The organism is Amycolatopsis sp. NPDC089917 (genome assembly GCF_040684635.1).
In the GTDB taxonomy this organism is placed as follows: domain Bacteria; phylum Actinomycetota; class Actinomycetes; order Mycobacteriales; family Pseudonocardiaceae; genus Amycolatopsis.
Genome location: NZ_JBFBGL010000037.1, coordinates 49,730 through 67,502 on the forward strand (window position 1 = coordinate 49,730; position 17,773 = coordinate 67,502).

General features: G+C 69.1%; 18 protein-coding genes. 8 read left to right on the forward strand and 10 right to left on the reverse strand.

From position 1 onward, the window contains the following. Positions 1-187 precede the first annotated feature (187 nt). On the reverse strand, positions 188-877 hold the full coding sequence (locus AB0N89_RS25700) for a hypothetical protein (RefSeq protein ID WP_364208891.1): 690 nt from the start codon (positions 875-877) through the stop codon (positions 188-190). Positions 878-960: 83 nt separating this feature from the next. On the opposite strand from AB0N89_RS25700, the gene AB0N89_RS25705 reads away from it, so the two are divergent. The 5 genes from AB0N89_RS25705 (at position 961) to AB0N89_RS25725 (ending at position 4,621) form a co-directional block, all read left to right on the forward strand. Then, a complete protein-coding gene (locus tag AB0N89_RS25705) occupies positions 961-1,245 on the forward strand; it encodes an SAV_915 family protein (protein ID WP_364208809.1) in 285 nt (94 codons plus the stop codon). Between the two features lie 108 nt (positions 1,246-1,353). Then, entirely contained in the window at positions 1,354-3,141 is a 1,788-nt protein-coding gene (locus tag AB0N89_RS25710) for an acetyl/propionyl/methylcrotonyl-CoA carboxylase subunit alpha (RefSeq protein WP_364208812.1), read from the forward strand. 46 nt (positions 3,142-3,187) lie between these two features. Next, entirely contained in the window at positions 3,188-3,652 is a 465-nt protein-coding gene (locus tag AB0N89_RS25715; protein ID WP_364208815.1) for a DUF1707 domain-containing protein, read from the forward strand. Between the two features lie 41 nt (positions 3,653-3,693). Beyond that, positions 3,694-4,068, forward strand: a complete 375-nt coding sequence (locus tag AB0N89_RS25720) for a DUF1707 domain-containing protein (protein ID WP_364208894.1) — start codon at positions 3,694-3,696, stop codon at positions 4,066-4,068. Between the two features lie 22 nt (positions 4,069-4,090). Beyond that, entirely contained in the window at positions 4,091-4,621 is a 531-nt protein-coding gene (locus AB0N89_RS25725; protein ID WP_364208818.1) for a GNAT family N-acetyltransferase, read from the forward strand. Positions 4,622-4,655: 34 nt separating this feature from the next. Here the strand turns inward: AB0N89_RS25725 and AB0N89_RS25730 are convergent, their stop codons facing one another. Continuing rightward, positions 4,656-6,119, reverse strand: a complete 1,464-nt coding sequence (locus AB0N89_RS25730) for a benzaldehyde dehydrogenase (protein WP_364208821.1) — start codon at positions 6,117-6,119, stop codon at positions 4,656-4,658. A 96-nt stretch (positions 6,120-6,215) separates the two neighbouring features. Then, complete coding sequence (locus AB0N89_RS25735) at positions 6,216-7,955, reverse strand: glycerol-3-phosphate dehydrogenase/oxidase (RefSeq protein ID WP_005167724.1); 1,740 nt, start codon at positions 7,953-7,955, stop codon at positions 6,216-6,218. Positions 7,956-8,203: 248 nt separating this feature from the next. On the opposite strand from AB0N89_RS25735, the gene AB0N89_RS25740 reads away from it, so the two are divergent. Both AB0N89_RS25740 and glpK read left to right on the forward strand, forming a co-directional pair. Then, a complete protein-coding gene (locus tag AB0N89_RS25740) occupies positions 8,204-8,950 on the forward strand; it encodes an MIP/aquaporin family protein (protein ID WP_364208824.1) in 747 nt (248 codons plus the stop codon). 15 nt (positions 8,951-8,965) lie between these two features. Next, positions 8,966-10,480: a glycerol kinase GlpK gene (glpK, locus tag AB0N89_RS25745; RefSeq protein WP_364208827.1), complete on the forward strand. Its 1,515-nt coding sequence runs from the start codon at positions 8,966-8,968 to the stop codon at positions 10,478-10,480. A gap of 73 nt (positions 10,481-10,553) precedes the next feature. Here glpK and AB0N89_RS25750 read toward each other — a convergent pair whose 3' ends face one another. From AB0N89_RS25750 to AB0N89_RS25770, 5 genes are all read right to left on the reverse strand, one after another. After that, positions 10,554-11,072 (reverse strand): hypothetical protein, encoded by a 519-nt coding sequence (locus tag AB0N89_RS25750; RefSeq protein WP_364208830.1) that lies wholly within the window; start codon positions 11,070-11,072, stop codon positions 10,554-10,556. A gap of 5 nt (positions 11,073-11,077) precedes the next feature. Then, positions 11,078-11,737, reverse strand: coding sequence for a class F sortase (locus AB0N89_RS25755; protein ID WP_364208833.1), 660 nt, complete (start codon positions 11,735-11,737; stop codon positions 11,078-11,080). Positions 11,738-11,884: 147 nt separating this feature from the next. Next, complete coding sequence (locus AB0N89_RS25760; RefSeq protein ID WP_364208836.1) at positions 11,885-12,499, reverse strand: hypothetical protein; 615 nt, start codon at positions 12,497-12,499, stop codon at positions 11,885-11,887. Between the two features lie 227 nt (positions 12,500-12,726). After that, positions 12,727-13,173: a hypothetical protein gene (locus tag AB0N89_RS25765; protein WP_364208897.1), complete on the reverse strand. Its 447-nt coding sequence runs from the start codon at positions 13,171-13,173 to the stop codon at positions 12,727-12,729. Between the two features lie 113 nt (positions 13,174-13,286). Continuing rightward, complete coding sequence (locus AB0N89_RS25770; RefSeq protein WP_364208839.1) at positions 13,287-14,690, reverse strand: NAD(P)H-quinone dehydrogenase; 1,404 nt, start codon at positions 14,688-14,690, stop codon at positions 13,287-13,289. A gap of 127 nt (positions 14,691-14,817) precedes the next feature. Between AB0N89_RS25770 and AB0N89_RS25775 the strand changes: the two genes are divergently transcribed. Then, complete coding sequence (locus AB0N89_RS25775) at positions 14,818-15,270, forward strand: gamma-glutamylcyclotransferase (RefSeq protein ID WP_209437347.1); 453 nt, start codon at positions 14,818-14,820, stop codon at positions 15,268-15,270. A 42-nt stretch (positions 15,271-15,312) separates the two neighbouring features. Here AB0N89_RS25775 and AB0N89_RS25780 read toward each other — a convergent pair whose 3' ends face one another. Next, on the reverse strand, positions 15,313-16,155 hold the full coding sequence (locus AB0N89_RS25780; RefSeq protein ID WP_364208900.1) for a DUF559 domain-containing protein: 843 nt from the start codon (positions 16,153-16,155) through the stop codon (positions 15,313-15,315). A 238-nt stretch (positions 16,156-16,393) separates the two neighbouring features. Next, entirely contained in the window at positions 16,394-17,692 is a 1,299-nt protein-coding gene (locus AB0N89_RS25785; protein WP_364208843.1) for an amidohydrolase, read from the reverse strand. Positions 17,693-17,773 lie beyond the last annotated feature (81 nt).

Sequence of the window (17,773 nt, forward strand, 5' to 3'; positions counted from 1 at the left end):
GTGAAGGCCCCCTTGAGGGACCCAGAGTCCGTGAAGGCCTCCTTCACTACCTTCAAGGTAGTCAAGGCCCCCTTCACGGACTTCCACCTCTCTCAACATTAAGAGAAGCGATAGCAAGGGACCCTTGCTATCGTTGCTTAGCACGCTAACTAACGTGAGCAAAGGTCCCTTGCTACCGCTCCGAGGGCTATCGCTCCGGGCAAGGGCGCAAGTCGGCCTTCGTGAGCCGCACGTCCGGCCACCCCTTCAGTTCCGACGGCGAGGTGTACCGCCGCGTGCAGCCCACCGAGCCGCGGCCGACGTCGTAGACCTCGGCGAGCACGGGCGCCGCCGCGCACCGGGCCGATCCGGATTGCGCGCCGGGGCATTCGTGGCGCACGACGATGACGTCCGCGACGCCGTCGGCGGTCACGTCGCTCAGCGCGACCGTGCCGGCGTCGGAGAAGTACGGCTTCCCGGTGTCCCGCCAGATCCCGCCGCGCGCGACGAACAGTTCGCCCGCCGAGCCGCCGTTGGCTTCGCCGCGCACCAGGCAGACCGGCGTCGCGCCGTCGACACAGCGCAAAGAATCGCCCTTGAGGGTGACCCCCATGTCATTGGTCATCAGCGGGATCACCGTGTCCGCCCCGATCTTGACCACGCCCTGCTTCCCCGCGTCGTCGGCCAGCAGCACGACGGGCAGGCCGCCGACGGTCATCGCGCCGATCTCCCGGCAGGCCGAGTGCCCGCAGTTGACCCCGGGCGTGGCGGGTCCGGGTTCGGGAACCGTGTATCCACCAGGCGGTCCGTCGAGCGTCGGAGCCTTCGGGCGGAGCAGGACGACGGCCACGATCACGCCCGCCGTCACCACCACCGCCAGCAGCGCGGTGAGCAGCACGGATCGCGACGCCCGCGCTTCCTGAGTCCGCATATCCGAGAGCGTAAGTGATCTAGCGCAGAGTGCACGTCTATGTTGTTCCTGTGACGAACCCCGGACTGCCCAACGCCCTGTTCCTCCCCACGGCGAAAAAGCCGAAGGACTTCACGAGTGCGGAGATCGAACTCCGCGCGACGAGGGACGGCCGGATGGCGCTGGTCGCCTTCAGTTCGGTTCAGCGCCTGGTCGAGTGCTGCGGCCCGCACCAGCCGTGGGCACTGGTCAAGGCGGAGCACCTCGGCCGCGTCTACCAGACCCAGCCGTACGACCTGATCGTGCTGGATTCCGACCTTCCAGAAGAACTGCGGCACCGCGAAGCGCTGGTATAAACAATGGTCACCGGGTGGCCTTGCTCTCATTATTCGGGGCGGGAACTTCCGTAAACTGCTGCGGAGCCGCATCGGGGCGGCCCGACGTGCGAACGCAGGAGGTACGGCGTGACCGAGCAGGCCGGCACAGGTGGTCCGGTGACCAAGATCCTGATCGCGAACCGCGGGGAAATCGCGGTACGGGTGATCAGGGCGGCGAAGGACGCCGGGCTGACCAGCGTGGCCGTCTACGCCGATCCGGATCGTGACGCACCCCATGTCCGCCTCGCCGACGAGGCCTTCGCGCTCGGCGGCACCACCGCGGCCGAGAGCTACCTCGTCTTCGACAAGCTGCTCGACGCCGCCAAGCGCTCGGGCGCGGACTCGGTCCACCCCGGTTACGGCTTCCTGTCCGAGAACGCGGACTTCGCGCAGGCGGTGATCGACGCCGGGCTGACCTGGATCGGGCCGAGCCCGCAGGCGATCCGCGACCTCGGCGACAAGGTCACCGCGCGCCACATCGCGCTGCGCGCCGGCGCCCCGCTCGTGCCCGGCACGAAGGACCCCGCCAAGAACGCCGACGAGATCGTCGCCTTCGCCGACGAGCACGGCCTGCCGGTCGCGATCAAGGCGGCGTTCGGCGGTGGCGGCCGTGGCCTGAAGGTAGCCCGCACCCGTGAGGAGATCCCGGAGCTCTTCGAATCCGCGACGCGCGAGGCGATCTCCGCCTTCGGCCGCGGCGAATGCTTCGTCGAGCGCTACCTGGACAAGCCGCGGCACGTCGAGGCCCAGGTCCTCGCCGACCAGCACGGCAACGCGATCGTCGTCGGCACCCGCGACTGCTCGCTGCAGCGCCGCCACCAGAAGCTGGTCGAAGAGGCGCCCGCGCCGTACCTGACCGACGAGCAGCGCAAGCGCATCCACGAGTCCGCGAAGGCGATCTGCAAGGAAGCCGGGTACTACGGCGCGGGCACCGTCGAGTACCTCGTCGCCGTCGACGGCACGATCTCGTTCCTCGAGGTCAACACGCGGCTGCAGGTCGAGCACCCGGTTTCCGAGGAGACGACGGGCCTCGACCTCGTGCGCGAGATGTTCCGCATCGCGCGCGGCGAGAAGCTGCGCATCACCGAGGATCCGGAACCGCGCGGCCACTCGATCGAATTCCGCATCAACGGCGAGGACGCCGGCCGGGGGTTCCTGCCCGCGCCCGGCACCGTGACGAAGTTCGTCGCGCCGAGCGGCCCGGGGGTCCGGGTCGATTCGGGCGTCGAGTCCGGCAGCGTCATCGGCGGCCAGTTCGACTCGATGCTCGCGAAGCTGATCGTCACCGGTTCGGACCGGCAGAACGCGCTCGAGCGCAGCCGCCGGGCGCTGGCCGAGATGGTCGCCGACGGGATGGCGACGGTCCTGCCGTTCCACCGCGTGATCGTGGACGACCCGGCCTTCATCGGCGACGAGAACGGGTTCAGCGTGCACACCCGCTGGATCGAGACCGAGTTCGAGAACAAGATCGAGCCGTTCGTGGCACCGGAGACCGAGCCCGAAGAGGAGCAGGCCCGCCAGAACGTCGTCGTCGAGGTCGGCGGCCGTCGTCTCGAAGTGTCGCTTCCCGGCGGGTTCTCGCTCGACGCCGGTGGCGGCGGGACGGCGGTCAAGGCCAAGCCGCGCAAGCGCGCGGGCGGCACCAAGGCCGCGGTGAGCGGCGACGCGGTCACCGCGCCGATGCAGGGCACCATCGTCAAGGTCGCCGTCGAAGAGGGCCAGCAGGTCGAGGCGGGCGAACTGGTCGTCGTGCTCGAAGCCATGAAGATGGAGAACCCGGTCACCGCGCACAAAGCGGGTACCGTGACCGGCCTTGCGGTCGAGGTCGGCGCCGCTGTGACGCAGGGAACCCAGCTGTTCGAGCTGAAAGACTGACGAATGTCGTGGATGACGGGCCCTCGCTCCGCCTACCATCGGAAGGGTGAGCGAGGTTCCGTCTCCGCAGCTGCGGATCAGTGATCAGGATCGCGAGTCCGCGCTGACCGCGCTCGGCGAGCATATGAGCGTGGGCAGGATCGACATCGACGAGTTCGGGGAGCGGTCCGCCCGGATCACCGCGGCCAAGACGCGCGGTGAGCTGTCCGAGGTCTTCATCGACCTGCCCGAACCGCATCCGGTGTTCGACGTGCCCAAGAAGGTCGTGAGCGAACCGGAGAAGCCGGCCTCGCCGTTCGCGGGCAGCTCGCCGGCGCAGCGGGTCATGGGCGCGCTCCTGCCGCTCCTGTTCATCGCCACCATCGTGTTCATCATCGGCACCGGCGCCAGCTGGTGGTTGATCGCCATCCCGATCGGGATCAGCGCCGTCGGCGAAGGCATCTGGGGCAAGGGCTGGGAGAACTCCCACAAGAAGCTCGCGAAGCGCCGTCGACGGGAACTGGACGGCTGATCCGCCCGTAGACTCGGGACGTGAGTGCCGAGAGACCGGACATGCGGCTGAGCGACGCCGAACGCCAAGACGCGCTCGAAGCGCTGGAAGAGCATGTCCGCACCGGCAGACTCGACCTCGACGAGTTCGGTTCGCGATCGGCCAAGGTCAGCGCCGCGCGGCTGGCGAGCGACCTGGAACCGCTGTTCACGGACCTGCCCTCGCCCCGCCCCAGCGCCCTGCTCCCCTTGCCGCCGATGCCCGGCGTCGCCCAGGCGTCGGCGAAGAACGAGGTCCAGCCGTCGAAATGGCTGACCGCCAGCGCCGTGCCGATCGCCGCGGCGGTCGCGATCGCGCTGTTCTTCTTCACCCGCGGGACGTTCCTGGTCTTCCTGCTCCCCTTGGCGGTAGCGCTGATCATGAGCCGCCGTCGCTGATCGGCCCGGTTACCCTCGAAGGGTGGAACCGGTGGAGATCAACGCGGGCGAGTACTACTTGCGGCAGCTGCGGGCGGACAAGGCCCTCGACGACCGTCCGGCGCTGGTCGCGGCCTTCGCCGATCCGACGCACCGCAAGTACGTCCTGAACTACCGCCTGCGGGACATCGCCGAGGCGACCGAGTACGTCGCGTTGCGCGCGGCGCAGTGGGCCGGTGACGAACGCTGTTCCTGGGCGGTGGCCGAGCCGACGACCGGGGATCTGCTGGGCGAGGTCGGCCTGCGGGATCTCGATCTCGACGCCGGGTACGCGGAGGCGTCGGTCTGGGTGCGCGCGGCGTCGCGGGGCAAGGGCGTCGCGAGCACGGCGCTCAACGCCGCCCTGCGCTTCGGTTTCGGCGGGCTCGGCCTGCGCGAGGTCAGCTACCGCTACGAAGAGACGAACGAGGTCTCGGCCTCGGTCGCCCGCAAATGCGGGTTCACCCTGGTCGGGCCCGAGCTGGACCCGGCCCCGACCGGGGAACGCCTCATCCGCTGGCGCCGCACCGCCTGACCCGCGTTTAGCGGGCTAAACGCGATCCGGCTGGTCAGAAGGGGTAGGTCGGCGGCAGGTTCCGGACGGTGACCCAGCGGGTCTCGGTGAACGCCTCGATGTTCGCCGCAGCGCCGCCGAAACGGCTTCCGGTGCCTGAAGCGGCGACGCCGCCGAAGGGGCTGTTCGCCTCGTCGCTGACGGTCTGGTCGTTGATGTGCACGATCCCGGTCGGGACGCGATCGGCCAGCTCCAGTCCTTTGAGGACATCGCGGGTGACGATCCCCAGCGACAACCCGTACTCGCTCGCCGTCGCGAGGCGGATGGCCTCCTCCGCGTCGGAGAACCGGACGACCGGCGCGACCGGGCCGAAGATCTCCTCGGCGACCGCGGGCGCCGTCGGCGGCACGTCGGCGAGCACCGTAGCGGAGTAGAACAGCCGGTCGTACTCGGCGCCGGCGGCGACCCGCGCCCCCGCCGAGACACTGGCCGTGACCAGCTCGTGGATCTTGTCCCGCTGCCCGGCGTCGATGATCGGCCCGAGCGCGACCTCGTCCCGCGCCGGGTCGCCGACCCGCAACGCGGCCGCCTTCGCCGCCAGCCGCTCGACGAAATCGTCGTAGAGCCGCTCGTGCACCAGGTGCCGCCCGGTGGTCATGCAGATCTGGCCCTGGTGGAAGAAGGACCCGAACGCGGCGACCCCGGCGGCTTCGTCGACGTCGGCGTCGTCGAGCACGATGAGCGCGGAGTTCCCGCCCAGCTCCAGATGCGCCCGCTTCAGATGCTTTCCGGCGAGTTCGCCGACCTTGCGCCCGGCGCCGGTCGACCCGGTGAACGAGATGACCCGGACCGCCGGATGCGTCACCAGCGTCTCGCCGACGTCCGCGCCGCCCGGCAGCATCTGCAGCACGCCCGGCGGCAGACCCGCTTCCTCGAAGATCCGCGCGAGCACCACGCCACCGGTGACCGCGGTGCGCGGGTCCGGCTTCAGGATGACCGCGTTCCCCAGCGCGAGTGCCGGGGCCACCGAACGGATGCCGAGGATGATCGGCATGTTGAACGGCGAGATGACCGCGACCACCCCGGCCGGGACGCGACGCGCCATCGAAAGACGCGGTTCCTCACTCGGCAGGAGTTCGCCGTACGGACGGGCGGGCAGCGCCGCCGCCTCGTAGCACTCCTGCTCCGCGACGTGCAGCGAAAAGCCCGCCACCCCCGGCACGGCGCCGACCTCGCGGACGTTCCACCAGCGGATCTCGTCGGCGTACTCGGACCACAGCCGGGCCGCCTCGCGCAGCACGGCGGCGCGCTGGACGTGCGGGGTCGCCGCCCAGGCCCGCTGCGCCTCGGCCGCGGTCTCCGCCGCTTTCGCGGCGTCCCCGGCCGAGGCGATCCCGATGCTTCCCAAGACCGCGCCGGTCGCGGGCTCGGTGACGTCCCGGGTGCCGCCGGTGCCGGGAACCCACGAGCCTCCGGCGAAGATCCGGTCCGTCCACGTCGACGAGTCGAGAAAAACCACTGGGCCACCTTCCGGTCGGGATGGCCGACGCTATGCCAAATTCACTCGATCAGGCAATGATTCCTGCGCGCAGGGCACATCGTGCGGCGGGGATGATCAACTCACCGGCTCGATGATCCCCGTCCGGGCTTCCGGGGCGGCCGAGCGCAACGCGTCGGCGGCCTCGTCGCTCGGCTGCGACTGGGACTCCCGCTCCGCGTCGACCCGCGCGGTGTACACCTCGACCTCGCGCTTCTCTTGATCCTTCGACCAGCCGAGCACTTCGCCGACCAGCGTCGCGACCTGAGCGGCGCAGTCGACACCCCGGTGCGCGTACTCGATCGAGATCCGCGTCCGCCGCGCCAGGACGTCTTCCAGGTGCAGCGCGCCTTCGTGGCTGGCCGCGTAGACGACCTCGACGCCGAGATAGTCCGGAGCGTGCTCCAGCGGCTTCAGCAGTTCCGGACGCCCTTCGCCGAGCGCGAGGACCTCGTGCACCATCGAGCCGTAACGGTCGAGCAGGTGACGCACGCGGTACGGGTGCAGCCCGTGCTCGGAGGCCAGGTGGTCGGCCTGGTTCACCAGCGCGTGGTAGCCGTCGGCGCCCAGCAGCGGCACCTTGTCCGTGATGGACGATTGCGGCCTGCCGGGCAGGTCGACGGCCGCGGCGTCGACGGCGTCGGCCGCCATCACCCGGTACGTCGTGTACTTGCCGCCCGCGATCGCGACCAGTCCCGGCGCGACCCTGGCGACCGCGTGTTCACGCGAAAGCTTCGACGTCTCTTCGCTTTCCCCGGCGAGCAAAGGCCGGAGTCCCGCGTAGACCCCTTCGATGTCGTCGTGCGTCAGCGGTGTCGCGAGCACGGTGTTGACGTGTTCGAGGAGGTAGTCGATGTCGTGCTTCGTCGCGGCGGGATGCGCGAGGTCGAGGTTCCAGTCGGTGTCCGTGGTCCCGACGATCCAGTGGTTGCGCCACGGGATGACGAACAGCACGGACTTCTCGGTGCGCAGGATCATGCCCGATTCCGAGACGATCCGGTCGCGCGGGACGACGATGTGCACGCCCTTGCTCGCGCGGACGCGGAACCGGCCGCGGCCACCGGAAAGGCGCTGCAGCTCGTCGGTCCACACGCCGGTGCAGTTGACCACCGCGGAGGCGTGGATCTCGGTCTCGCGGCCGTCCTCGACGTCGCGCACGCGGACGCCGGAAATGCGGTCCGCCTCGCGGAGGAACCCGACCACCTGGGTCGAGGTGCGCACCACGGCGCCGTAGTGCGCGGCGGTGCGGGCGACGGTCATCGTGTGCCGCGCGTCGTCGGATTGCGCGTCGTAGTAACGGATCCCGCCGATCAACGCGGACCGCTTCAGCGCCGGGACCATCCGCAGCGCGCCCGCGCGGCTCAGGTGTTTCTGCCCGGGGACCGACCGCGCGCCGCCCATCGTGTCGTACATCAGCAGGCCGGCCGCGGTGTACGGACGTTCCCAGATGCGGTGGGTCAGCGGGTACAGGAAGCTGACCGGCTTCACCAGATGCGGCGCGATCGTCGTCAGCATGAGCTCGCGTTCGCGCAGAGCTTCCCGCACCAGACCGAATTCCAGCTGTTCGAGGTAACGGAGCCCGCCATGGAAAAGCTTGCTGGACCGGCTCGACGTCCCCGACGCGAGGTCGCGCGCTTCGACCAGGGCGACTCGCAGACCACGCGTGGCGGCGTCGAGCGCGGTGCCCGCACCGACCACTCCGCCACCGATGACGACGAGGTCGAACTTGTCCGCACCCAGCCGCTGCCACGACTCTTCCCGCTTGAGCGGTCCCAGCCTGGCGGGGCTGTTTTCGGCTTCGCGCTGAGAGCTTGCCACGTGACATTCCTCCTTGGTGCCGCTGTGGCTCCAGCATCGCACGATCGGCCGCGACCGGTCCGTTATGCGGGTGACACGTGTGGCGTAACCCTCGTCGATCTTGAAAGGATTGGTGCACGCGACGCCTGGAAGGAACAAATACGCGACGGTAACGTGCCACGAACGTGGGTCGGCAAAGGCGCCGTAGCACACTGTGTTCGGCCCTGCGCGGAATGTCCCATGCGGTATGTCCACAGTGGAGGTCAGCGGTGAGCGCAGGAGCCATATTCGTCTGGGAGTTGCTGGGAACGGCGGTCCTGATCCTGTTGGGTAACGGCGTGGTCGCCAACCACGTGTTGCGGAAGAACAACGGCCACAACGGCGGCGTCGTGATGATCACCCTCGGCTGGGGGTTCGCGGTCTTCGCCGGCGCCAGCATCGCCGCGCCGAGCCAGGCGCACCTCAACCCCGCGGTGACCCTGGGGCTCGCCATCGCGGACAAGACGGCATGGGGCGACGTCCCGATCTACATCGCCGGGCAGCTGGTCGGCGCGATCCTCGGCGCGGTGCTCTGCTGGGCCGCCTACAAGCTCCAGTTCGACGACCATCCCAACCGGGACGAGACGCTCGGCATCTTCTCGACCGCGCCGCAGATCCCGAACAAGGCGTGGAACCTGGTCACCGAGATCATCGGCACCTTCGTGCTGGTCGCGTGGATCCTGCTCAGCCCGGTCTACGCCGAGTCCGGCGGCACCCCGAACTTCGGGAACTCCGCGCTCGGTTACGCGGGTGTAGCGTTCGTCGTGCTGGTCATCGGCCAGTCCCTCGGTGGCCCGACCGGTTACGCCATCAACCCGGCCCGAGACCTCGGCCCCCGCATCGCGTACGCGTTCCTGCTGCCCATCAAGAACAAGGCCAACCCGAACTGGGGCTACTCCTGGGTCCCCGTCGTCGGCCCGCTGGTCGGCGGCACCCTGGCCGCGCTCGTGTTCCTCGCCGTCCACAACCTGACCTGAGACTGGAGTTCATCGATGACTTCGTACGTAGCCGCGATCGACCAGGGCACCACGTCGACCCGCTGCATGATCTTCGACCACTCCGGCCGGGTGGTCGCCGTCGACCAGCGGGAGCACGAGCAGATCTTCCCGAAGGCGGGCTGGGTCGAGCACAACGCCGAAGAGATCTGGGAGAACACGCGGGCCGTCGCGGCGGGAGCGCTCGCCAAGGGCGATCTGGTCGCGAGCGACATCGTCGCGGTCGGCATCACCAACCAGCGCGAGACCACACTGGTCTGGGACCGCACCACCGGCAAGCCGGTGTACAACGCGATCGTCTGGCAGGACACCCGCACCGACAAGATCGTCAGCGACCTCGGCGCGCTCGGTGGCGGGCAGGAGCGGTACCGCGCGAAGGTGGGCCTGCCGCTGGCGACCTACTTCTCCGGACCGAAGATCAAGTGGATCCTCGACAACGTTGACGGCGCCCGCGCGCGGGCCGAAGCCGGTGACCTGCTCTTCGGCAACATGGACACCTGGGTGCTGTGGAACATGACGGGCGGGGTCGACGGCGGCGTGCACGTCACCGACCCGACCAACGCGTCGCGGACCATGCTGATGGACCTCGACACGCTGGCCTGGGACGCCGAGATCGCCGAGGAGATGACGGTCCCGCTGTCGATGCTGCCGGAGATCCGGTCGTCCTCGGAGACCTACGGCAAGGTCCGCGAGAAGGGCGCGCTGGCCGGGGTCCCGATCTCGGGCATCCTGGGCGACCAGCAGGCGGCGACCTTCGGGCAGGCGTGTCTTTCGCCGGGTGAAGCGAAGAACACCTACGGCACCGGCAACTTCATGCTGCTCAACACCGGCACCGAGAAGGTCATGTCGGACAACGGGCTGCTCACCACGGTCTGCTACAAGATCGGCTCGAACGACACGGTCTACGCGCTCGAAGGTTCGATCGCGGTCACCGGTTCGCTCGTGCAGTGGCTGCGGGACAACCTCGGCCTGATCGGCTCCGCGGCCGAGGTCGAGCAGCACGCCCGCAGCGTCGAGGACAACGGTGGCGCGTACTTCGTGCCGGCGTTCTCGGGCCTCTTCGCGCCGTACTGGCGCTCCGACGCCCGCGGCGCGATCGTCGGCCTCACCCGGTTCGTCAACAAGGGGCACATCTCGCGGGCGGTCCTGGAGGCGACGGCGTTCCAGTCGCGCGAGGTGATCGACGCGATGAACGCCGACTCCGGCGTCCCGCTGAAGTCGCTGAAGGTCGACGGCGGCATGGTCGTGAACGAGCTGCTCATGCAGTTCCAGGCCGACATCCTCGGCGTGCCCGTGATCCGCCCGGTGGTCAACGAGACCACCGCGCTGGGCGCGGCTTACGCGGCCGGTCTCGCGGTGGGCTTCTGGAAGAGCGAAGACGACATCCGCAACAACTGGGCGCAGGACAAGCAGTGGGACCCGTCGATGGACGAGGCCCGCCGCGAGTCCGAGTACCGGAACTGGAAGAAGGCCGTCACGAAGACGTTCGACTGGGTCGAGGGCGAAGACTGACCCTCATCTGCTGAGCAAGCGGTCCGTGAAGGCCTCCTTCCCTACCTTGAGCGTAGGGAAGGAGGCCTTCACGTCACCCGCCGCCGGTCTGCGGGGCGCCCACCGGAATCTTCGAAACCTGATATCCTGCCCCGGCCGGAACGGCCGAAGACTTCGGCGGAACAATTTTACTGGGCGAAGAAGAATGTCGAGGCGGCTCACCCGGCGAGGACGGAATCGGCGCCGCCGCCACTTCGAGATTGATCGTCACCGTCTTCGTCTTGCAGATCGCCGTGACCGCGTAAAAGCCGGGACGCGCCTCGTCGCCGATATGCGCGACGGCGCCTTGGATCACCGGATCCTCCGAAGTGATTTCGAATTCCCCGACGCGGTCCAGCACCATCGATTTCACCTCGCCGAGATCGGCGACCGGGCAGCCGACGGAGACGAGGACGTCCTCGCCCGCTTGCGACTTCGCCGGCGAAACGGCGACGAACGGGTACTGGATCGCCGGCGGGGCGGGAGGCGTGGCCGGGACCTCCTGCGCGTACGCGACCGTCGGCGCGGCCACGACCATCCCGCACGCCACCAGCACGGACCGGTGCTTGATCATGAACCTCACCTCGCGATCAGCCGGGCGAAAACGATGATGTTGTCGAGATAGTTGCGCGACGCCTTGTCGAAGACGCCGCCGCAGGTGATGAGGCGCAGTTCCGGCTCGGTGGTGTCGCCGTAGACGGCGTCGGTGGGGAACTTGTCCTTCGCCACCCGATCGACCTTCGTGACCGCGAACTCGGCCGTCGTGCCGTCCTTGCGGGCGATCGAGATCTTGTCTCCGGGCGCGAGCTCCTTCAGCCGGAAGAAGATGCCCTTCTGCTTGTTCCCGTCCACGTGCCCGAGGATCACCGAGGGCCCGACCTCCCCCGGGGTCGGCCCGTTCTCGTACCAGCCAGCCTGCATCGGCTGGGTCACCGGCGGCACCTCGACGGTGTTGTCCGCGTTGAGCCCGAGCGGGACCAGGCTGGACTTCGCCTCGATCTTCGGCACGTCGATCGAGACCGGATCGGCCTTCGGCATCCCCTCGACGGCGGCCCCGCCGTCGGCAGGCACCCCCTGCTCGGCCGACGGCGTCTCCGCCTGGCTCGCTTCCCCCCGCGGCGCCGCCTGCCCGGTCTCCCCCGGACCGGACAGCACGAACGCCAGCGTCGCCAGTACGGCCAGCAGGACGACGGCCAGCGCCAGCAGCGCCTGTCGCCCTCGCCACCATGTCGACTTCATGTTCACCCCTGTAGTGAAACGGTGTGGCGGCGACGGAGCCGGTCCCGGCCCCCAGACCGGGACCGGCTCGTCGTCTAACCCCACGCCTGCCTTACGCCACACGCGACCCGCCGGTTGCCCACTCGGGTCACGAAATGATCGCGATCCCTACGCCCGCACCGCACGACGACGGTACGCCGCGAACCCGGCACCGCCCGCGACCAGCGCGAGACCGCCCCCGACGGCCGCGAGCACGCCGGAGTAGTCGGCGGGCCCGTCGGCACCGCCGGTCTGCGGAGCACCGGACGGCACCTTCGCGACCTGGTTCTTCTTGCCGAGCACCTCGAAGGTGACCGTCGACTTCTGACCCCAGCAGGTCAGCGTCACCGGGTATTTGCCCGGCTTGACGTCCTTGACCGTGGCCGACCACTTCGCGGAGTCGATGGAGTTGGCGGAGTCGACGGTGAGTGCCGCCGAAGTGACCTTCGGGCCGAACTCGTTGTTGCGGGTGGCGCACTGGAAGTCCAGCTTCACCTTGTCCCCGGGCTTGCCTTTGGCGGGCGAAACGGTCAGGGCCTTGAGGATCCCGACCGGCGACGCGTGCGGGCCGGGGCCGTCCGGGTCCTCGGTCGGGGACGCCGACGGCGAGGGGGACGGAGAAGGCGAAGCCGACGAAGAAGAAGGCGACGGAACGCCCGTCGGAGAAGTCGCCAAAGCGGCGCCCGGCGCGAGAAGAAGGAATCCGGCGACGGTCCCGGCGGTGAGCATGATGGTGCGCTTCATTGGATTACCCCTGAAAAAGAAATGTGGATGGGAATCGAAAAGGAAGCAGCCCGCACCCCTGTTCCCCCAGTGGCGGTTCTCTCTCTTTCCGACACCTTCATGACGCCTCGACCGGTGGCCGGGTTGCCTGGTTTCATCACGAAAAGGTCGCGATATCGAGCAGCGGGAACCGGACGAAAAAAACCGCCCCCGGACCAGGTCCGAGGGCGGTTCGAAAGAACGGGAATTCAGGAGGCCATACTGCCGTCACCCGCGTGCGCGGACCCGGACGGCACCGCGCTCACCTGCCGGGCGGGCACGGAAAACGTTGCCGTATAAGACTTTCCGTTGCAGTCGACGGTCAGCGGGTAGGTGCCCGGCGCGGTGCCCGCCTTGAGCTCGACCTCGGCGCTGACGTTCGCCGGGACGCCGATGAGCGGGCCGTAGTCGTATTTCCCGATGGTCAGCACCGGCGAAGAGAACGTCGTCGACGTCGGCGCCTTCAGGGCCTCGCCGCCGGGGCACTGCGCCAGTGCCACGTTGGAGTCGCCGTGCACGTACTTGTTGACGAGACCGAGATCGTAGGCCGTGTTGTCGTTGAGCTGGACCGTGACACCGCCGGGGTCGGGCCGCGGAGTTTGCTGCGCGAGACCGGTCGACGGACCCGCCAGCAACGCCGCGCCGATCGCCAGCACTCCGACGACACCCCTGCGAACCCTGCGAACCACGAAAAACCCCTAGCTGTCACCGAAACACCGACACGCGCTAGACGCGGGCACCCCCGCGAGGGTTGCTTCCCTTGCGGAGATCAGTCCAAGTCGTCGTGACGCATCAGCTGACGTCCCGCCTCGGTGATCGAGCCCGACAGCGACGGGTACACCGAAAATGTCAGTGCCAGGTGTTCCACTGTGAGCTGGTTCTGGACGGCGAGCGCGATGGGAAGGATGAGTTCGCTCGCCGTCGGCGCCACGACCACCCCACCGACGACCACGCCGGTGGCGGGGCGGCAGAACAGCTTCACGAAACCGCGTCGCAGACCTTCCATCTTCGCGCGGGCGTTCGTCGCGAGCGGGAGCATGATGGTGCGGGCGGGCACCTCACCCGAGTCGATCGCCTGCTGGCTGATGCCGACGGTCGCGATCTCGGGGTGGGTGAACACGTTGGCGGCGACGGTCTTGAGCTTGATCGGCGCGACACCCTCGCCGAGCGCGTGCCACATCGCGATGCGGCCCTGCATGCTGGCCACGGAGGCGAGCATGAGCACGCCGGTGCAGTCGCCTGCGGCGTAGATGCCGGGCGCGCTGGTGCGGGAAACGCGGTCGACGCCGATGAAGCCGCCGGGGCCGGGCTCGATGCCGACCTTCTCCAGGCCGATGTCGGAGGTGTTGGGCACCGAACCGACGGTCATCAGCGCGTGGCTGGCCTCGATCACGCGGCCGTCGGCGAGGTGGATCTCGACGCCCTTGTCGGTGCGCACGACCTTGTCTGCGCGCGCCTGCTTGGCGACCGTGGTGCCGCGCTGCGAGAAGACCTCTTCGAGCACCGCGGCGGCGTCGGCGTCCTCGTGCGGGAGCACGCGGTCGCGGCTGGAGACGACGGTGACCTTGACGCCCATCTCGGTGTAGGCGGAGGCGAATTCGGCGCCGGTGACACCCGAACCGATGACGGCCAGGTGCTCGGGCAGCTCGCGCAGGTCGTAGAGCTGACGCCAGTCGAGGATGCGCTCGCCGTCCGGCACCGCGCCGGGCAGCACGCGCGGGGTGGCGCCGGTGGAGATGAGGACGACGTCGGCGTCGAGCACCTCGGTCGACCCGTCGATCGCGGTGACGGCGACCTTGTGCGTGGCGAGACCGGCCTCGTCGTCGTCGAACCGGGCCTGCCCGATGACGACGCGGACGCCCTCGCGCTGGACGCGGGCGCGGATGTCGGCGGACTGCGCGAGCGCGAGGCCCTTGACCCGGCCGTGGACGGTCGGCAGGTCGACGCTGGTGTCGGCCATGTCGGTGTTGATGCCGAGTTCGCGCAGGTCGTGCATGTTCGCAAGCGCGCCGGAGGAGGCGATGAACGTCTTCGAGGGGACGCAGTCGTAGAGCACGCAAGCCCCGCCGAGGCCGTCGCGTTCGACGATGGTGACGTCGGCTCCGTGCTGGGCCGCGACCAGTGCCGCTTCGTAACCGGCGGGGCCTCCGCCCATGATCACGATCTTGGTCACTGGTCTCCTCCTCGCACCGGTGTCTGTGACTGCGTTTACCGTACGCGGGCGACCGCTGGGCGGATTGAGTGGCCGGACACGGCATGTGCGTCCAGCCGGGTGACCGGCGGGTCGCTACGCTGTCACCGTGCCGTTGTATGCCGCTTACGGATCCAATATGGAGCCCGCCCAGATGCTGGAGCGCGCTCCGCACTCGCCCATGGCCGGCACCGGCTGGCTGGAGGGCTGGAGGCTGACCTTCGGCGGCGAAGACCTCGGCTGGGAAGGCGCGCTGGCGACCATCGTCGAAGACCCGGGCTCCCGGGTCTTCGTCGTGCTGTACGACGTCACCTCGCTGGACGAACCCAACCTCGACCGCTGGGAAGGCGGCGAGATGGGCATCCACTCCAAGATCCGGCTCCGCGTGCAGACCATGGACGGTTCCGTCCTGGCGTGGCTGTACGTCCTGGACGCCTACGAGGGCGGTCTCCCGTCTGCGCGCTACCTGGGCGTTCTGGCCGACGCGGCCGAGACGGCCGGAGCCCCCGCGGATTACGTCGACGCGCTCCGCACCCGCCCCTGCCAGGGCATCTCCGGCTGATCACGCGAGTTCCGCCTCCAATCACGCGAATCCCGGCCTCAATCACGCGAATCGCGCTTTGCGACACTCGAACGCGTCCCGCAACTCCGCCATCAATCGTCGTGGATCCCGCAGATCCGCCGCCGTCGCGCGGATCGTGATCCACCCGCGAGCCGCCATCCGGGCATCCCGCTCGGCGTCGTAGCCCTGCCTGCCCTCATGAGCGGCGTAGCCGTCGTACTCCAGGGCGATGCGCAGCTCGGGCCACGCGAGGTCGAGTACGTACAGCCTCCGCCCGTCGACGGTGTGGATCTCGTACTGGGCGACCGGTATCGGCAGCCCGGCCTCCACGACGATCAAGCGGAGGATGCTCTCCGACGGCGAATCCGCCTCTCCGGTAGCGAGCGCGAGCAGCATCTGCGCCCTGTGGATACCTCGCCGGTCGCGACGGTCGACGAGGCGATCCCGGACATTGGCGCGCAGGACTCCCCGGTGGTCCGGCGCGAGGTTGTGCAGTGCCTCTTCGAGCGCGGCGAACGCCGTTCGCTCGTCACCGTCGCAGAGGTGGTCGGCCAGCGCGCGATCCAACGAGAACACAGGGAGCTCGTCCAGTTCGAGTACATCGGACGGGTGAAATTCCGCCCTGTGCACCACGAGTCCCGGCCTCGATTCGACCCGTCTCGAGTAGGGGACGGTCAGGTGAACCGTCGTGCCATCGGCAACCGAAATCCCATGCAGGGCAAGAGATGTAGCGCCGGAAAGCACTGCGGGCCGTCCGACCGCGAGCAGCGCCGCCTGTGCCAGTGTCGGCAACTTGAGCAGGTCTGCCGCGTGGACGACCACACCTCGCCAAGGCTGTGCCAGCACACCACGCGCCAGCCCTTCGACGACGGCTCGCCGCCCCAAGATCTTGTCCGCCTCGCCACGCGAGACGGCCCCATGACGTCCTCCCCAGTTGATCACGCCTTCGAGAATCGAAGATCGAATCGACCTTGGGAAGAGCCTCATTCGCCGGCTGTGGATAACTTGGTCAAGCTGTGGATAACTCTGTGCACGGATGTTCGGACCCGATAGGGCGAACATCCGTGCACAGAGACGAGACTGGCGTGATTGAAGCCGGAACTCGCGTGTTTGAGGGCGGAACTCAGGCCAGGGTGGCCAGGGCGGTGTGGACCAGGGTGCGGACCCCGCACAGGAGCGAACGCTCGTCGAGGGTGAAGGTCGGGCGGTGGATGTCGGCCATCGGGCCTTCACCGGGCCACACACCGAGACGCGCGAAGGCGCCTTGGACGTGCTCCAGGTACCACCCGAAGTCCTCGCCACCGGACGACTGCTCGGTCCCGGCCACGGCGTCCTCGCCCAGCGCGGCTTCGACGCCGGCCCGCATCAACGCGTGCGACTCCGGGTCGGAGACGACCGGCGGCACACCGCGGCGGTAGTCGAGGGAGAACCCGACGCCGGTCGGCGCGAGCAGCGACTCCACCGAAGACGCGACGAGCGGCTCCAGCATCGTCCAGACCTCGTGGTCGGCGGTCCGGAGCGTGCCGCGCAGCACGCCGTCCTGCGGGACGGCGTTCGCGGCCTGCCCGGCGTGCACCGCGCCCCAGACCAGGACGGTCCCGGACCGGGGGTCGACGCGCCGCGAAAGCACCGCGGGCAGCGACGTGATCACCGTGCCGAGCGCGTGCACCAGGTCCGCGGTCAGATGCGGCCGCGAGGTGTGCCCGCCCGGCGAGGTGAGCCGCAGTTCGATGAGGTCGGCGGCGGAGGTCAGCGCGCCTTGGCGCAGACCGACCTTGCCGACCTCGAGCCGCGGGTCGCAGTGCAGCCCGTAGATCCGCTCGACGCCTTCCATCGCGCCGGCGGCGATCATGTCCAGCGCGCCGCCGGGCATGACCTCCTCGGCGGGCTGGAAGATCAGCCGCACGCGGCCGGGCAGTTCCGGCGCGCCGGCCAGTGCCCGCGCCGCGCCCAGCAGGATCGCGGTGTGCGCGTCGTGCCCGCACATGTGCGCGGCGCCGTCGGTCTTGGAGGCGTACGGGAGTCCGGTGGCCTCGGTCAGGGGCAGGGCGTCCATGTCGGCGCGGAGCGCGACGCAGCGGTCACCGCTGCCGATGTCGCAGACCACGCCGGTGCCCGAAGGGAGCACCCATGGCTTGAGCCCCACCGAGCGGAGCAGGGACATGACCATCTCGGTCGTGGCGAACTCGTGGCGGGAGAGCTCCGGGTGCGCGTGGATGTGCCGGCGCCACGCGAGGACGTCGGTGGCGTTCGCGCGGAGCCAGTCGTCGAGCCAGAAAGGGCCGCGCCCGGCGCCCAGATCATGCACAGGTGCCATGCTGACGCCAGCTTCGGAGATCAGCGCGGTGGACGCCTCTATAGGGGCAACGACGCGACCCTCGGGGTCGCCTGGAATGTCCGGACGTGAATCGAGCACAGTCACGCCGCACCTCCTCCCGCGACACAGTCACCTTCGTCTACCACCGTACGAGTGGTCGCTGAAGGCACGCTGGGTGCCGTTCGA

Bases quoted from the DNA above. Each gene is read 5' to 3' on its own strand.
- AB0N89_RS25720 (WP_364208894.1), top strand. From the start codon at position 3,694: ATGCGGCTGAGCGACGCCGAACGCCAAGACGCGCTCGAAGCGCTGGAA.
- glpK (WP_364208827.1), top strand. From the start codon at position 8,966: ATGACTTCGTACGTAGCCGCGATCGACCAGGGCACCACGTCGACCCGC.
- AB0N89_RS25750 (WP_364208830.1), bottom strand. From the start codon at position 11,072: ATGATCAAGCACCGGTCCGTGCTGGTGGCGTGCGGGATGGTCGTGGCC.
- AB0N89_RS25755 (WP_364208833.1), bottom strand. From the start codon at position 11,737: ATGAAGTCGACATGGTGGCGAGGGCGACAGGCGCTGCTGGCGCTGGCC.
- AB0N89_RS25760 (WP_364208836.1), bottom strand. From the start codon at position 12,499: ATGAAGCGCACCATCATGCTCACCGCCGGGACCGTCGCCGGATTCCTT.